This is a genomic window from Phytobacter sp. SCO41 (genome assembly GCF_003073275.1).
Classification (GTDB): Bacteria; Pseudomonadota; Gammaproteobacteria; order Enterobacterales; family Enterobacteriaceae; genus Phytobacter; species Phytobacter diazotrophicus.
On record NZ_CP027225.1, the window covers coordinates 745,984 to 761,418 of the forward strand.

A 15,435-nucleotide genomic window follows, 5' to 3' on the forward strand; every position below is an offset into this window, starting at 1 on the left:
TTTATCCTTTTGTCTTTACCTTCCTGTCAGGAATTTCATTCCCAAAATGCGAAAATTCGGCAGGTTAAAAAATTAGCAAGATAAATTTTTAGTTTTTATTTATACGCATCCCCCGAGCATGCTGGTAGCTAAAGCCAGGGGCGGTAGCGTGTCTCATGACATGAAGGTTGCATCACTAATGGTCAGAAGTGGGTTAGAAGTTCAGCAAGCGGCTGTGAAAGCGCTGTTTTTACGCGAGATTAAAACGCGATTTGGTAAGTACCGTTTGGGGTATCTGTGGGCGATACTGGAGCCAGCGGCACATTTGCTTATTTTATTAGCAGTCTTTGGGTATATTATGCATCGCACTATGCCTGATATTTCGTTTCCAGTATTTTTACTGAATGGGTTAATTCCTTATTTTTTATTTAGTAATATCTCTACGAGATCTATTGGTGCTATTGAGGCTAACCAAGGGTTATTTAATTATAGACCAGTAAAGCCCGTTGATACAATTATTGCTCGTACATTACTCGAAACACTTATATACAGCGGTGTATATATTGTTCTTATGTGTATTGTAGGAGTGTTTGGTGAAAAAATTACAATTACTAGTATCCTCACTCTAATTCTTACCTGGAGTCTACTTATTCTTTTCGCTTTCGGTTTTGGCCTGATTTTTATGGTCCTTGGAAAAACGTTTCCCGAGGCCGAAAAATTCTTACCAATCGTTCTCAAACCTCTTTACTTTATATCTTGCGTCATGTTTCCACTTCATGCCATTCCGAAGGAGTTTTGGCCGTATCTACTTTGGAACCCCATTATTCATGCTGTTGAGTTAAGCCGGGAATCTGTCGTTGCAGGCTACGTTAGCGAAGGCGTAAGTTTGAACTATTTGGCTCTTTGCGCTCTGGTTGCTCTCTTTTTAGGTCTGGCAGTTTATCATAAACGCGAAGAGGCAATGTTAACCTCATGATCAAAATAGAAAACCTGACTAAATCATATCGAACTCCTAAAGGAAGGCACTACGTTTTTAAAGACTTAAACATCGAATTGCCATCGGGGAAAAGTATTGCGTTGATAGGGCGTAATGGTGCAGGTAAATCGACGTTATTAAGAATGATCGGTGGTATAGATCGTCCCGATAGTGGAAAAATTGTTACTGACAGCTCAATCTCATGGCCTGTAGGGCTCTCTGGTGGTTTTCAGGGAAGCTTAACGGGGCGAGAAAATGTGAAATTCGTTGCCCGGTTATATGCAAAAAAAGAAGAGCTAAAAGAGAAAGTCACCTTTGTAGAAGAATTTGCCGAGTTGGGTAAATATTTCGATATGCCAATAAAAACGTACTCATCAGGAATGCGTTCTCGTCTTGGGTTTGGGTTAAGTATGGCTTTCAAATTTGATTATTATCTGGTTGATGAAATTACAGCTGTTGGTGATGCAAGATTTAAGAAAAAATGCCTGGATATATTTAACTCAAAGCGGAGATATTCCAATTTTTTAATGGTAACACATAGTTTAAATTTATTAAAACAATATTGCGATATAGCAATCTATATAGGAAGAAGCAATGAAGTAACTTACTTCGAAGATGTTGGTGATGCGATTGATACATATACAAAAGATGTTAGTAAGTACAGTTAGGTAAAATGAATATGAAAGTTACTGTTATAATACCATTAAGAATTACCGAAGGGCTTTACCAGGCTGAAGAGAGGCTAAGTCGTATTATCGGAAACATTCCATCTGAAAAATTTAATATTCTCATTGTTAATTACGGAACCCCTAAAAAATTCTCTAATATTTTAAAGGGATTGGGTTCTCATTCTCATTTGAAAATATTAGATATTGATGCGGGCTCTCAAATTTTTAGCATAGGCCATGCTAGAGATTTAGGGGTTCAATATTCAGAAGATAATGTCGTTTTATTTAACGATATTGATTTCTTTGGAAACAAAGATATGTATGAACGTATCCATACTGAGGTCCTGGCAAGAGATATGGTTAATTCAATATACGATTTCTTTTGCGTTCCTGTCTTTTTCCTGACTGAGAATGGGACTAAAGAGACTTTATCTTCTTCTCATAATTCAGAATGTAGTGAAAATAGCTATATACATAGAAAAATTTATGAATCACATAAAGATTTTGTAGCGTTTCCCGCTTATGGCAGTTCTGCGATGGTGGTTAATAAACATCACTATTTAGCTATTGGAGGGCATAGTAGAGAATTTTATGGTCATGGTGCAGAAGATTATGATGTATTACATAGGCTTAGCAGTTATTATGCTAAAGGCCCCAAGACTGCCGATTATTACAATAATACCAAATCAAATAGCATTGATAATTATCGTGGTTTTAGAGCTTATTTTGCTTTATATGGGATAGATGTTTTTAATCGGGGGATCTTCTTTCAGCATCTGTGGCACCCTACGAGATCAATTCCGGGTTATCATCAAACGCAAAGGAATTTTTCTTTATTAGAAAATCTAATGAAGAAATTTGATCAGGATAAAGAACAACCTTTTCCTTTAAGTAACACTAATGTTAAGAGTAAAACGTTATTTTTAATTGATACAAAATCTCGTACTTTCAAAGCAATAAGACATTTAACTCCACTTTTTGGTAGTTTGGTTTTTATGTCTGAGAACTTATTTTCTAATATTGATTCATTGTTTCGTTACATTAGTAAAAATGAAATTGATAGAGTATTCTTCCTAAATCCTTATGGAAATGAGCACCGTTTGGCATTATATGCAGGTGTTAAAGAAAGAAATATTCCGTTTGTTGTTTTTGATCGTGGTGCTCTGCCAGATTCGTGGTTCTTAGATCATAATGGGTTTAATTACGACAGTAAAAGTTATTCGCCAGAGGCCTGGCAACGAAAATTAACTCAAGAACAAGAAGATGAAGTTGAAAATTATCTTTTCAATTTAAGGAATGGCGAGCACACATTAGAACATAATTCACCGAGAAAAACATCTGGATTTTTAAAAGAATTATACCAGATTGGTGATCGGAAAGTGTTATTCGTGCCGTTTCAAAGACCAACGGATACCGTTACAACCTATTTTGCAGGTGCTGCTGGATCAGTTGGTGGATTTCAGAGTTGGGTTGAATATATAGCTGAAAACCTTCCCAAAGAAGAATGGGTTGTAATTTGTAAGAATCATCCTCTAGAAAAAGATCTTCCTAGAATAAATGGTGTCTTATATGCAGAAGATGATACGCATATACATGACCTAATAGATTTGGCAGATAAAGTATTATTAATGAATTCTGGGGTTGGTTTAATTTCCCTCGCTTTTATGAAACCGGTTATTTGTGCGTCTGACGCTTTTTATGCACACGAAGGTTTAGCTATTCCTGCATTTGATGCCATGCACGCTCAAGAACTCATTAATCAAGATTTGCTAGTTGATAAAAGAAAAGTATTGCAATTCTATTGGCATATGCTTAATAGAGTCTACTCATTTGGCCAATCAAATTACAAGAAAACAAAAGCAAGTGATGGTACAGAACGGAAAATTATTAATGAAATTTTATTTAATAAAATTAACTATAATAATAAAACGATTATTTTAGGATCCTCTGCGGAAGGGATCAGTCTGGATGCGCCGCTTTTTTACTCTTTTGGTGGTCGTGAGAAAATTAAGGAAACACTCAAATCATCTAATGCAAAATCCAATGGAACAAAGGTATTGGTCGAAAATAGTATCGTTAAAGACTCCAAATTACATATTGAAAGTCATTCGGGAAATAGTGCCGAGCTTAAAGTAAATAATCTAAAGGAAGAGAAGAAAAAGACTGGAAAATTTAGCAAGAAAGTGAGGAAATTGATAAGAACTCCAGGTGGGTTTTTTAAAGATGCCATCAAAAACAGAAAGAGTAATGCTAAAGTTTTAAAAAAATGACATGTCATTGTACCCATTTTTAATTTTATTATTCCCTTTGTAGTTTATTTCATAACGCTTACTACAGAATAGCTTTTTTAAACGGAGGGTACAAAAACTTTCCTGGCATAAAAAGCCGTGAAGGTTAAGAAGAAAATGATTCAATAGTGATTGTTCAATTATTACCTTCGTCGGGTTTTATTTTATGTCCAATTTTGAATGCTCGCGTGAACAAAAAAAAGAGGATTGATTATTTCCAATTTCTGTTTTGTAAAATAAGTGGATGTGTTTATAGTTTAAGCTATTAGTATAATACACCGCATTTATCTGCGTATTCTCCAGCAAATACTCACGAAATTTCTTAAACAACTTCATGTCCGGCTTGAAATTTGCCGTCCAGAACTGGTGCAAGTGTCCCTGATATGTCATCCCTTTGATGTCATACAGGGCGTTGCCCATCACCTTCAACGGTTTGTTATGCACTAACGCTGAAATTCCCGCCGTACTGTTAATAGTCACCACGGCTTTGGCATGCGTCAGTAATTCCGGCATCGGTAAATCGTGGACATAAATTATGCGATTGGTCACGCCATACTTTTTACTCAGCCGCTTAATCAACGGGCCATACAGACGATGCCCGCGATCCATAGGGTGGTGCTTAATGATCAGCACATCGTCTTTCGGCGCTTTGCGTGCAAACGAGAAGATCACATCGTTAATATAATCCCGGACATCAGCGTATGGGCTATGGTTGCGGATCTGACTATCGTTATAGACCTGCAAAATCGCAAGGTAATAGCGTTGATCGAATGTCGTCTGCAGCGTCTCCATTACGCCACGTTGTTTCCAGCCATACCATTGCTTACGCCACCACGCGCGCACCCAGCATTTTGCCTCGTACCATGGTGAAAAAGATTTGTGATGGCGATAATGCATGAACTCGTGTCTATAACGCCAGCCGACAAGATAATACCATGTCGCGTGGATGTAACGGCGGCCTGAGGACGGTTTCAGTGGCTGGGGTTCTGAGGGCGGGAAATCTGGCAAGCTCCGGTAAAAATCAGGATCACGGGGCAGGGGGGAGAAAGCATTCACTCCGCCTTCTTCAAGCGTAATAAAATGAGGCCGCAGATAGCCCTCTTCGAAAGCCAGGAAACGAATACCTTTCGCTTTCGCCCAGGCATGCGCCGCCCTATGCAATGGACGGCAGTCACCGAAGCACAAGATGGTGTCGAATGGATAAACCTTCCAGGTCTCTTTCAGCCAGGTCGGGAATTCCTTCGGCGTTTGTGTATAAGTAAGGTGCTGACGATGTCGACAATAAAAACGATCGCCACCATTAAATACAACATTTACCGCTTCGCGTTCCAGCGTCTCCAGCCAGTTGGCGACATCATTGAAGAAAGGCCCCATTGGTCCTTGCAACAGCAGATATTTTTTCCCAGCGAGTAATGTCTTAACGGTATTATTTTGCATCATCGTCCATGAGTCTCAAATTAACACTAACCAAAACGAACTTTGTAAAACATCAATAACTTGCGGTACTGTCTGGCTAATCGGCCGATACTTTTTTTCGTGATTTTCATTTCACCGCGTGGCGCGGTGCTCAGCCACATTACGGCCTCTTCTGCCTGCATTGGCTCCAGTCGCTGTGGATGGATATAAGTTGGGTACGCGATAAGCGTTTGCCACACTAAATCCGTAAGACTGAGCTGTCGGGCGCGCCGGGGAATATTGTGCTCATCCTGAGTGAGTCCCCAGCCGGCATAAAAAGGCAGGCCATAGCAAAATACTCGCTTACCGTGCATTAAGGCTTCGAAGCCGGAAAGAGAGGTCATGGTGTGTAACTCATCAGCGAGTTGAATGCACTGAATGATATCGGCATCCAGCGCCTGGCAGTCGGCCCAGCGGGCGATATCTTCCGCCACGACTTGTCCTTTACGGTTGCCAACCAGCACATCCGGGTGCGGTTTAAAGACAACAAACGCGTCAGGATTGCGCTCGCGTACCGTACGCAATAAATCCCGGTTGGTGTTAACAGATCTCGCCCCTGTCAGAATCGAGGCGTCATCCTCCACCTGACCGGGTACCAGAATGATTTTTTTACCGGTAGCCTCGGGCGGTAAGTGCCACTCCTGTCCAAGGTTGTATTTACTGACTTTGTTGCGCACAAGTTGTTGCAGAAGGGCTTGCGCACGCTCCCGCTGATGTTCGCTCAGGCTGCTGGCGTTCAGCAGGTTTTCCAGATCGCTTGGACGGGATGCGTCGTAGTAGATACCGGTTTTATCCAGCACTAAAGACAGGGGGGCGAGCAAATCGGAACCCAGGCCGGAGGAGCGGATAAACCCGTCTTCCATCCGCCACAGTGGAATGCGCTGTGCATCTGCCTGCGCCTGCCATTTTTTCTCTCCCCTTGTCCCCCAGGCGATAAGCGCGCTGGCTTGTCGACACTGCTTCGCAAAGCGTACCTGGTTCTCCGCTGTTTTCAGAAACGGCCTCAGTATTGCTGTTTTCCACAGGCTTAATCCCGGCGCCCATAGCGTGCCGCGGCGTGACTGGTTGTGGTTACGCTGTAATACCAGCCAGTCGACAACGCAGGCCAGCGTTGCAGATTTTCCGCTTATCGGGTGTCGGTAACGGCAGTAGCGCAAATAGGCGGCGGTAAACAGATTGCTCAGTGTGGTCGGTTGTCGGCGTGCGGCAAGCTCACGGGCCTTTGGGTGACGGTCATCTGTTAGTCCCCAGCCCGCATACCATGGCTGCCCAAAGCAGACGACGGGTTTGCCTGCCAGCAACGCTTCAAAACCATACTGCGAGGTGACCACATACACCTTTTGCATGTGCCGCAGTAGCGATTGCGGGCTGATATCTTCGGCAAATACGCGCACACGGTCGTCGGATTTCAGGTTCGCAAAGTACCCCGCCTTTTTGCCGCATAGCACATCCGGATGCACCTTCACCCAAACCTCTGCGCTCGGATTTTCCTGCTTTGCTGCCTCAAGCATCTGCTGGAAACTTTCCGGGCCGGCGTTGCCTTTGGTGACAGACATATCGCCAAACGTCTGGTCAATCACCAGCACGGCCTCTGGCATAATATCCGGTGCGACAAACGGCGGCGCCTGGTTGTATTTCGACAAATCATTGTCAACGATGGCGCGCATCATTGCCTGCGCTTCAGCAGCGAGCGGCTTATTGCCGTCATTATCTTTTACCAGGCATTCAAGCGAGCTCGGAACCGAAGCGTCGTAATAGATGCCTAAATGATCAACGACGATGGAGAGAGGCGGGCAACCCTGAACGCCTAACCCGAGAGAACGAATAAAGCCATCTTCCAGGCGAATAACCGGGAGACCAACGGATTGTGCCAGGGCAACAGGCTTTTGCGCGCTGGGGCGGTGGCCCCAGACGGCGATAGCATTCACCTGCTCGGGAATGGTTTTATAAGGCGAAAGCCGCACTGGTTCTCCAGGCAGAAAACTGGCCAGATGCGGAATGCGCCAGATCCCCCCGGAATAAATACCCAGTCTGTTTCTCGTTCGTTCCATCAATATCAATCCGTTGATTAAAGAAGAAAACGTTTTTACCGCTGCTTGTTTCGCTTTCCCCGGCATGCCGGGAAAAGCATCTGCGACAGAGCTGATTAGATTGTCAGCACAACCCTGGCGGCAACGGCAAGCTGATAAAGAATGGTCGAAATACCACGCGTAACTTCAATGTTTTTCGATTCGTATTTCGGCAGAACCATGATTTCGTCACCGGGTTGCAGTTTTCCTGCATCGTCAGCATCAACCGACTCGCCGTTCTGGTGAATCACAATGATTTTTGAATTGCCGGATTTCTGCGTCAGCCCACCGCATTTTTTGATGTAATCGTCCACATCCATTCCGTCCTGCCAGGAGACGGCGTTCGGGAACAGCACTTCCCCGTGCACCATAACCAGCGACGTTTTTTCCGGAATCATGATGACGTCACCATCTTCCAGCAGCACCGAGTCGATGTTGCTTTCGCTAAGCACGACTTGCCCTTTCGGAACGACAGCACGCGCTTTATTGACGAACCGGCTAACCAGTTGTGCTTCCTGCATGCGCAAACGGGCCTCTTCCTGCGTTGAGGATTGTGCTGAAAGAGAGGCCTCTTCCAGTTTCTGCAACGACAGGTTCAGCATCTCTTTCTGACGCTCCGCAACAGATGTTCTGTACAACTGGATGGCCTTCATCTGCGACATGCTATTCGGGCGGATCTGCGATAGCACCTGACGCATGGTCGAACCGTATGGCAGAACTATCGCATGTTCGCCGGAATGGGCGCCGTCAACACGTACCTGAATGGTGCCTGCATAGCGGTCTGAACTCACGATAAGACGGTCGCCATCCTGCAGAGAGCGGCCCGCTGCGGAGCCGAGAGGATAGTATTCGCTACGTTTTACGGTACCTTGCTGACGGATAATGGTCATGTGGGTGGCGCCGGGTTTCGGACGCGCCCAATTGAGTGCCTCTGTGACCGGAATCGTACTGTTGGCGAACTCAAAGTCGTAACTGTTAAACACATCGCCTTCTACGCTGAATGTATGCTGACGTGGACCAACGACGATGGTATCGCCATCGACAAACTGCGATAGGCTCAGCTTACCGTTCAGCAGAAAATCGTACAGGTTCACGCGTGAGATAACCGATTTGCCACGTTTGACGATGATATTAACGTAGCTGCCGCGCTCACTGTCGACGCCGCCAGCTTTGCTCAGATAAGAGAGCAGGGAGTCAGATGCCACGCCACCATATAGGCCTGGGCTTCGCACATAGCCGGTCACGAAAACTTTCACCGGCTGAGCCTGCAGCAGGGAGGCATAGACGTTAACGTTCGACGTATAAACTTCTTTGATCTTACTGGTGACGGTATTGTTCAACTGCGCATTGGTCATGCCCGAGACTTTCAGCGGGCCAATATTAGGCAGGAAAATATTGCCTTTCGGGTCAACGGTGAGCGCCCCGTCATACTGGAATGCGCCCCACAGTCGAATCTGGATGGTATCACCGAGACCAATCACATAGCCTGGGTTGAACCCCAGACCTGCGCCTGAAGCTGCGCTGATAGAGGTAAACAACTGTGCGCCGAACATGCGGCTGGGCAGTGCAGCAGCCACGGGTGGCGGTGTGTTGTCAAACCCGGTTGCGTTCTGAGTTTCTTCTGTCTTGCCGGAGATAATCGACGGCAACGGCGCCGCCCCTGTCAGATTTGGATCGGCTGTAATACCTGTCGGACCTGCCGCCCAGGCCGCATGGCAGACCAGAAGGAGCAGTGCCGATTTTAATAATTTCATGTTCAACTCTGTAAAATTCACTGTGCGTCCAAAATTAGTCTTTGTGATCTTCAATCACGGCCAGCAGCAATTTGATGGTGCCGAAGAGTAGGCAGCAGACTAACAACCAGCTTGCCAGCAGGTAGCCGCTATTGGGGAAACTGGACTCTTCCGGTTGTTGCGGTGAACTGATGACCGACAACACTTTGAGTTTACGTGCCGCTTCCAGGCGTGTTTTTTCAATGGCTTTGATCGCCATCGTGTAGATTTCGGTATCGAAGGTGACGCGTGCTTTAATCTCGTCAAAGTCAGCCGCCATGCTGTTGAGTTTCTTATCGCCTGGCGCGGTGATTTTGCTCTGCTCTGCGTCGATCTGTGCCTGCAGGGCTTTTATTGAATTACGAAGGCTAATGACCTGGGGCGCATCTTCACGCAAGTAACTCAATAAATTACGCAGCTCGGCTTCCAGCTCAACTTTTTTACCTTGTAAGGTCATCACCAGAGAGGTGGCAGCAGTGGCGGAGGCTTCGGGATCGAGGATATTGTTCTGATTCTGGTAAGCCAGTAATTCTGCTTTACTTTTATCAAGGCGAATACGGGCCTGCTGTAGTTCTTCCTGGGCGAAGTTCAACTGCTCTCGCGCGATTTTATGGGAGAGCTCGTTAATAAAACGCTCTGACTCTTTCAGGACTGCTTTATTGAACTGCTGTGAGAATTCCGGCGTAAAACCCTGGGTCTGAATCGTCAAAAGACCGGTTTTGTCATCAAAGACCACAGAGATTCGGTCGCGGTAGTAATTGAGGAACTGTTCTGCCGTTGTATCTTTAGAGAGATGATGAATGAAGTCCAGCCCGCTATGGCTCCATGCATCGTGAAAATCGAGTTGTTTATCGAGTACTTTCAGCATATCTGCTGAGTTGATGTACTCCTTGAGATACAACGCGTCTTCGGTGGAACTGGGGTTGGATGCACCCAGCAGCAAGCCGACATTCAGGCTGGCGCCTTCAATATCACTGGGACGTTTTACCGCGACCTTTGATTCGCTCATATATCGCGGCTGGCTGAAAATCACCAAATAGATGACGAGCAGCGCCATCGGGGCGGCAATAACAATCCAGGCAAGATGCTGCTGGATCCAGGCAAGATTAAATTTGGCCGTACGTGCGCGTAACGAGGACGCCAGCAACTTTACTTTATGTGTAGACATGTCACTTTCAACGTTATTCTCCCCGGCAAAAATTTGCTGAGGGGAAGACTTTTTATGTCGGTATAAACAGGTGAGGTGTCAGTCGAAAATCCTGACTGAACCAATCACATCCTGTGAATTATCGGTGATGAGTAGGGTGGAGATGCGGTGTTTAGTCATCTTCTCTTCCGCATTGATGACTTCTGCCAGATGGCGGAGTGCATCACCTTGCTCCGTCAATGTGCTGCGTACGCTGTTAATCAGCGCTTGCTCTTCTGTTTCCGTGTTCACGTTAAAATCCATTTTGTTTCCTGTTGGTAATCTCTACGTGACGGTCGGTGTCCAGGCCATAGTTAACAGGCGCACCGTCACAGCAACCGATTTAGGACATACCACTCAGTTATCATCCTGTTTCTTGAAATGCAAAAAAATACCCAGTCGCCATGGTGGTGACGTTTACCAGGTACATTTGAAACTTGCGAGTTCGGGGACTATCTTTTATTTTCCCGTTTTTTAGCACAAGCAGCTCTTATATACAACTGCAACGAATTTAATAATGCTGAGTATAATAGCTTTTACTATTGTTCTTTTAAGATTAACTATTTGTAATTTTTGGTTTTTTGTTGTTTTTAATGTGGGTTGTAATTCTTTTTATTGCCTGTTTATAAATTTTAAAAGCGTAATAAATTAATGGTGGCTCGCAGGGTTATATTTATTTTATCAAGCATTTTTCCCAAAATATTCATATTGGAAATATATTTAAAATAATGTGAAATAGTCTGGCATTGATATCTGGATTTATTTTTCAATTAATACGGATAAAAAAACGCCACCCCGAAGGATGGCGTCTGATAAGGCAGAAAATGCGGACGAATTAATCGTCGAGGAAGCTACGCAGAACCTCAGAGCGGCTTGGGTGGCGCAGTTTACGCAGCGCCTTCGCTTCGATCTGACGGATACGTTCGCGGGTAACGTCGAACTGTTTACCCACTTCTTCCAGCGTGTGGTCGGTATTCATATCGATACCGAAACGCATACGCAGCACTTTTGCTTCACGGGCGGTCAGGCCAGCCAGAACGTCGTGCGTAGCGGCACGCAGGCTCTCGGTGGTCGCAGAGTCCAGCGGCAGCTCGAGGGTGGTGTCCTCGATGAAATCACCCAGATGCGAATCTTCATCGTCGCCAATCGGCGTTTCCATGGAGATCGGCTCTTTGGCGATTTTCAGCACTTTACGGATCTTGTCTTCCGGCATCAGCATACGCTCGGCCAGCTCTTCCGGCGTCGGCTCGCGGCCCATCTCTTGCAGCATCTGGCGGGAGATACGGTTGAGCTTGTTAATGGTCTCAATCATATGCACCGGAATACGGATGGTGCGCGCCTGATCCGCGATAGAACGGGTGATTGCCTGACGGATCCACCAGGTTGCATAGGTGGAGAACTTGTAACCGCGACGGTATTCAAACTTATCTACCGCTTTCATCAGACCGATGTTGCCTTCCTGAATCAGATCGAGGAATTGCAGACCACGGTTGGTGTATTTCTTGGCGATAGAGATAACCAGACGCAGGTTCGCTTCAACCATCTCTTTCTTCGCACGGCGCGCTTTCGCTTCACCGATGGACATACGACGGTTAATGTCTTTCACCTGCTCGATGGTCAGGCCGGTCTCTTCTTCAATCTGCTGCAGTTTCTGCAGGCCGCGCTGAACGTCCTCAGACACTTCATGCAGTTTTTCAGACCACGGCTTGTTCATCGCCAGGGCTGCATTGAACCAGGTCTCGTTGGTTTCGTTGCCAGTAAACAGCGTAATGAAGTTTTTCTTCGGCATTTTGCACTGTTCAACGCACAGCTTCATGATAATGCGTTCCTGGGTACGCACGCGATCCATCATGGTGCGCATGCTGTTTACCAGGTAATCGAACTGTTTCGGTACCAGACGGAACTGTTTGAAGACTTCGGACAACTGCAGGATTTCGGCTGCGGCATCAGCGTGGCTACGGCCTTTCGCTTTGATGGTGTCACGGGTTTTTTCGTACTGTGTACGCAGCTCGGCAAATTTTTCGCGCGCCAGCTCAGGATCGATGCTGTTGTCATCGTCGCTGCTGTCATCGCCATCTTCGTCTTCATCTTCGTCTTCATCGTCGTCCAGCTCTTCCTGAGAGAGCTCAGAACCGACGTGAGTCGCCGTAGGTGCCAGATCTTCTTCCGCGTTCGGATCGACGAAGCCAGTGATCAAATCAGACAGGCGAGCCTGCTCCGCTTCAACACGATCATATTGTTCCAGCAGATAGGTAATGGCTTCCGGGTACTCGGCAACGGAGCACTGAACCTGGTTGATCCCGTCTTCGATACGCTTAGCGATGTCAATTTCGCCTTCGCGGGTCAACAGTTCAACGGTACCCATTTCGCGCATGTACATGCGCACCGGATCGGTTGTACGACCGATTTCAGATTCAACACTGGAAAGAACCTGTGCAGCCGCTTCTTCTGCATCTTCATCAGTGTTGTTGGCGGTTTCGGCAAGCAGTAGATCATCGGCATCCGGTGCTTCTTCCATCACCTGAATGCCCATGTCGTTGATCATTTGGATGATGTCTTCGATCTGATCGGAGTCGACGATATCTTCCGGCAGATGGTCATTGACCTCGGCATAGGTCAGATAGCCTTGCTCCTTACCACGTTGGACAAGAAGTTTCAGCTGTGACTGCGGGTTTTGCTCCATAAGACGGTATCCACACTTAATTCAAGAGGGTTGGTGTCGGTCAGCGAAATAAAACCGCCAACTTGGTGTAACGAGGGCTTACTTATATTTTTGCCGCTGCCTCTCAATGCGGCTGTCGGGCGCTTCCCGAACGATTATCGGCACTTAAGCCGTTGAATTTACTTTTTCGCCAGTTCCTGGTTTAGTTGCCAGAGCTCCCGGCGTTCTTCGCTGCTTAAACCATGTGTGCGGTCACGAGCTATCAACTCTTCTTGCCGCTGTACAAGCATCGAATCAAACATATGATTGAGCGCGTCGTTGAACGTTTTTTCTGCAATGTCTTTATCTGCTATATCGTCCCACATCGCCAGTTTTTCAAGGGTTGCGGCTTCTTTTGTTCCGCGATACTGTTCCAGAAGCTGCCCTGTGGTTAATCCAGGCTGTGACAAACAAGTGTTGACCAGTTCTGTAAATAAGCCAAGTCCAGCCATTCTGGATTTATCCAGCCCCTCCAGCGGAGGCACTAACGGCGCGAGTTCCGGGCTCTGGACCAGCAATCCTATCAGTATACGCATGGTTGTGCGTTTTAGCTGAGGCGCCGGGCGGGCCGTGGCATTTTCCGCCTGTTTTGGCATTAAACGATCAAGCTGCGCGTCGTCAAAGATGCCAATTTTGTTACCCAGTAACTGCCTGAGCTGGATACGTAGCGTTTCACCCGGAACCTGAGAAATCAACGGCAGCGCCAGCGCGGCAAGTTGCGTTGTCCCGTCCGGCGTGGTTAAGTCCGCCTGCGGCAGTAAGCTGTTAAACAAAAACGTGGAGAGCGGCATCGCCTGCTCCATCCGCGCTTCAAATGCTGCTTTACCTTCCTTACGTACCAGCGTATCCGGGTCTTCACCGTCCGGCAGGAACATAAAGCGTAGCTGACGTCCGTCGCTCATGTACGGCAATGCGGTTTCCAGCGCCCGCCATGCGGCATCGCGGCCTGCACGGTCGCCGTCATAACAGCAAATGACGTTTTTCGTTACCCGAAACAACAGTTGAATATGGTCTGCTGTGGTCGACGTTCCGAGTGACGCAACGGCGTAGTTAATGCCATATTGCGCCAGCGCAACCACATCCATGTAACCTTCCACGACTAAAAGCCGCTGCGGTTCATCATTGTCCTGCTGCGCTTCATAAAGCCCGTATAACTGGCGGCCTTTATGGAAAATATCGGTCTCTGGTGAGTTGAGATATTTGGGAGTATCGTTACCCAGCACTCGGCCACCAAATCCCATTACCCGACCACGCTTGTCGCGGATGGGGAACATCACCCGTTCGCGAAAACGATCGTAACTGCGTCCCTGATCGTTAGTGACTAGCATGCCCGCATCAATCAAAGATTGACGATTTTCCTGATTTGCACCAAAACGCTTTAAAACGTTGTCCCAGCCGGGAGGGGCGTAACCAATCGCAAAACGGGCGATGACATCGCTGCTTAAACCGCGCCTTTCCAGATACTGGCGCGCCGGTTCAGCGGCAGGTTGCATCAGGGATTGCTGATAAAACGCATTCAGGCCATCCATCAACTGATAGAGACTTTGCCGCTGGTGGCGCTCTATCTGACTTGGCCCGTTGCCTGCTTCATAGGGCACTTCCAGGTTATGCATGGCGGCCAGCTCTTCGACGGTTTCCACAAACTCGAGCTTGTCGTAGTTCATGAGAAAGTCGATCGCGTTGCCGTGCGCCCCACAGCCGAAGCAGTGATAAAACTGTTTTTCACCGTTTACGGTGAAGGAAGGACTTTTTTCGTTATGGAATGGACAGCATGCGTGCCAGTTCTTGCCCTGCTTTTTCAGTTTCACACGCGCATCGATCAGATCGATGATGTCGGTGCGAGCCAGCAGGTCATTGATGAAAACGCGTGGAATTCGTCCAGCCATATGCCCCATAATTACACTTTGTCAGTCGAACTGCCTCTGCGTTGGCTACGATCGTTCACTCCTGTCACTGACTGACTACAGTAAGCTCAGGGAATTCACGCTCTTGCCGCCTTGATGCATCCTGAATGATTTTGTGTACTTGCTAATGCATAAACGAAAATAAGCCGCGCATTCCTTTCGGAAGCACGGCCTTACAACTACAACTCGGTCTGAAACTGAGAGCTAAACTCTCAGAAGACTTAGTACAGACGAGTGCGGCGTGCGTTTTCGCGAGCCAGTTTCTTCGCGTGACGTTTCACAGCAGAAGCTTTAGCGCGCTTACGTTCGGTAGTCGGTTTTTCATAGAACTCACGACGACGAACTTCCGCCAGAACACCTGCTTTTTCGCAGGAACGCTTGAAGCGACGCAGTGCTACGTCGAACGGCTCGTTTTCACGTACTTTAATTACCGGCAT

The 15,435-nt window shown here is 46.8% G+C and carries 11 protein-coding genes; 3 read left to right on the plus strand and 8 right to left on the minus strand.

Annotated features, from left to right (window positions below; translation table 11 throughout):
- Positions 1–178: 178 nt before the first annotated feature.
- The 3 genes from C5523_RS03730 to C5523_RS03740 are packed head-to-tail and all read left to right on the plus strand — an operon-like array spanning position 179 to position 3,893.
- Entirely contained in the window at positions 179–955 is a 777-nt protein-coding gene (locus C5523_RS03730) for an ABC transporter permease (RefSeq protein WP_039078194.1), read from the plus strand.
- The gene (locus tag C5523_RS03735) at positions 952–1,623 is read left to right on the plus strand and encodes an ABC transporter ATP-binding protein (RefSeq protein WP_039078122.1); all 672 of its coding nucleotides are present in this window, start codon (positions 952–954) and stop codon (positions 1,621–1,623) included. The genes C5523_RS03730 and C5523_RS03735 overlap by 4 nt, the downstream gene beginning before the upstream one ends.
- A gap of 11 nt (positions 1,624–1,634) precedes the next feature.
- A complete protein-coding gene (locus C5523_RS03740; RefSeq protein ID WP_172960874.1) occupies positions 1,635–3,893 on the plus strand; it encodes a capsular biosynthesis protein in 2,259 nt (752 codons plus the stop codon).
- A gap of 177 nt (positions 3,894–4,070) precedes the next feature.
- Here the strand turns inward: C5523_RS03740 and C5523_RS03745 are convergent, their stop codons facing one another.
- The 8 genes from C5523_RS03745 to rpsU all read right to left on the minus strand — a co-directional run bounded on the left by C5523_RS03745 (position 4,071) and on the right by rpsU (position 15,435).
- Positions 4,071–5,348: a capsule biosynthesis protein gene (locus tag C5523_RS03745; protein WP_108700614.1), complete on the minus strand. Its 1,278-nt coding sequence runs from the start codon at positions 5,346–5,348 to the stop codon at positions 4,071–4,073.
- A gap of 26 nt (positions 5,349–5,374) precedes the next feature.
- On the minus strand, positions 5,375–7,417 hold the full coding sequence (locus C5523_RS03750) for a capsular polysaccharide biosynthesis protein (protein ID WP_108700615.1): 2,043 nt from the start codon (positions 7,415–7,417) through the stop codon (positions 5,375–5,377).
- A gap of 95 nt (positions 7,418–7,512) precedes the next feature.
- Positions 7,513–9,189: a polysaccharide biosynthesis/export family protein gene (locus tag C5523_RS03755; RefSeq protein ID WP_108700616.1), complete on the minus strand. Its 1,677-nt coding sequence runs from the start codon at positions 9,187–9,189 to the stop codon at positions 7,513–7,515.
- Positions 9,190–9,223: 34 nt separating this feature from the next.
- Positions 9,224–10,375: a capsule biosynthesis protein gene (locus C5523_RS03760; protein ID WP_071194530.1), complete on the minus strand. Its 1,152-nt coding sequence runs from the start codon at positions 10,373–10,375 to the stop codon at positions 9,224–9,226.
- A gap of 78 nt (positions 10,376–10,453) precedes the next feature.
- Complete coding sequence (locus C5523_RS03765; protein ID WP_079497092.1) at positions 10,454–10,657, minus strand: hypothetical protein; 204 nt, start codon at positions 10,655–10,657, stop codon at positions 10,454–10,456.
- Positions 10,658–11,228: 571 nt separating this feature from the next.
- Positions 11,229–13,076 (minus strand): RNA polymerase sigma factor RpoD, encoded by a 1,848-nt coding sequence (gene rpoD, locus C5523_RS03770; RefSeq protein ID WP_039078118.1) that lies wholly within the window; start codon positions 13,074–13,076, stop codon positions 11,229–11,231.
- A gap of 158 nt (positions 13,077–13,234) precedes the next feature.
- On the minus strand, positions 13,235–14,980 hold the full coding sequence (gene dnaG / locus C5523_RS03775; RefSeq protein ID WP_079497196.1) for a DNA primase: 1,746 nt from the start codon (positions 14,978–14,980) through the stop codon (positions 13,235–13,237).
- A gap of 239 nt (positions 14,981–15,219) precedes the next feature.
- Entirely contained in the window at positions 15,220–15,435 is a 216-nt protein-coding gene (gene rpsU, locus C5523_RS03780; protein ID WP_001144069.1) for a 30S ribosomal protein S21, read from the minus strand.

What these genes read in the sequence shown, in the direction of transcription:
- C5523_RS03730 (WP_039078194.1), top strand. Translation starts at nt 179, where the DNA reads ATGGTCAGAAGTGGGTTAGAAGTTCAGCAAGCGGCTGTGAAAGCGCTG.
- C5523_RS03735 (WP_039078122.1), top strand. Translation starts at nt 952, where the DNA reads ATGATCAAAATAGAAAACCTGACTAAATCATATCGAACTCCTAAAGGA.
- C5523_RS03740 (WP_172960874.1), top strand. Translation starts at nt 1,635, where the DNA reads ATGAAAGTTACTGTTATAATACCATTAAGAATTACCGAAGGGCTTTAC.
- C5523_RS03745 (WP_108700614.1), bottom strand. Translation starts at nt 5,348, where the DNA reads ATGCAAAATAATACCGTTAAGACATTACTCGCTGGGAAAAAATATCTG.
- C5523_RS03750 (WP_108700615.1), bottom strand. Translation starts at nt 7,417, where the DNA reads ATGGAACGAACGAGAAACAGACTGGGTATTTATTCCGGGGGGATCTGG.
- C5523_RS03755 (WP_108700616.1), bottom strand. Translation starts at nt 9,189, where the DNA reads ATGAAATTATTAAAATCGGCACTGCTCCTTCTGGTCTGCCATGCGGCC.
- C5523_RS03760 (WP_071194530.1), bottom strand. Translation starts at nt 10,375, where the DNA reads ATGTCTACACATAAAGTAAAGTTGCTGGCGTCCTCGTTACGCGCACGT.
- C5523_RS03765 (WP_079497092.1), bottom strand. Translation starts at nt 10,657, where the DNA reads ATGGATTTTAACGTGAACACGGAAACAGAAGAGCAAGCGCTGATTAAC.
- rpoD (WP_039078118.1), bottom strand. Translation starts at nt 13,076, where the DNA reads ATGGAGCAAAACCCGCAGTCACAGCTGAAACTTCTTGTCCAACGTGGT.
- dnaG (WP_079497196.1), bottom strand. Translation starts at nt 14,980, where the DNA reads ATGGCTGGACGAATTCCACGCGTTTTCATCAATGACCTGCTGGCTCGC.
- rpsU (WP_001144069.1), bottom strand. Translation starts at nt 15,435, where the DNA reads ATGCCGGTAATTAAAGTACGTGAAAACGAGCCGTTCGACGTAGCACTG.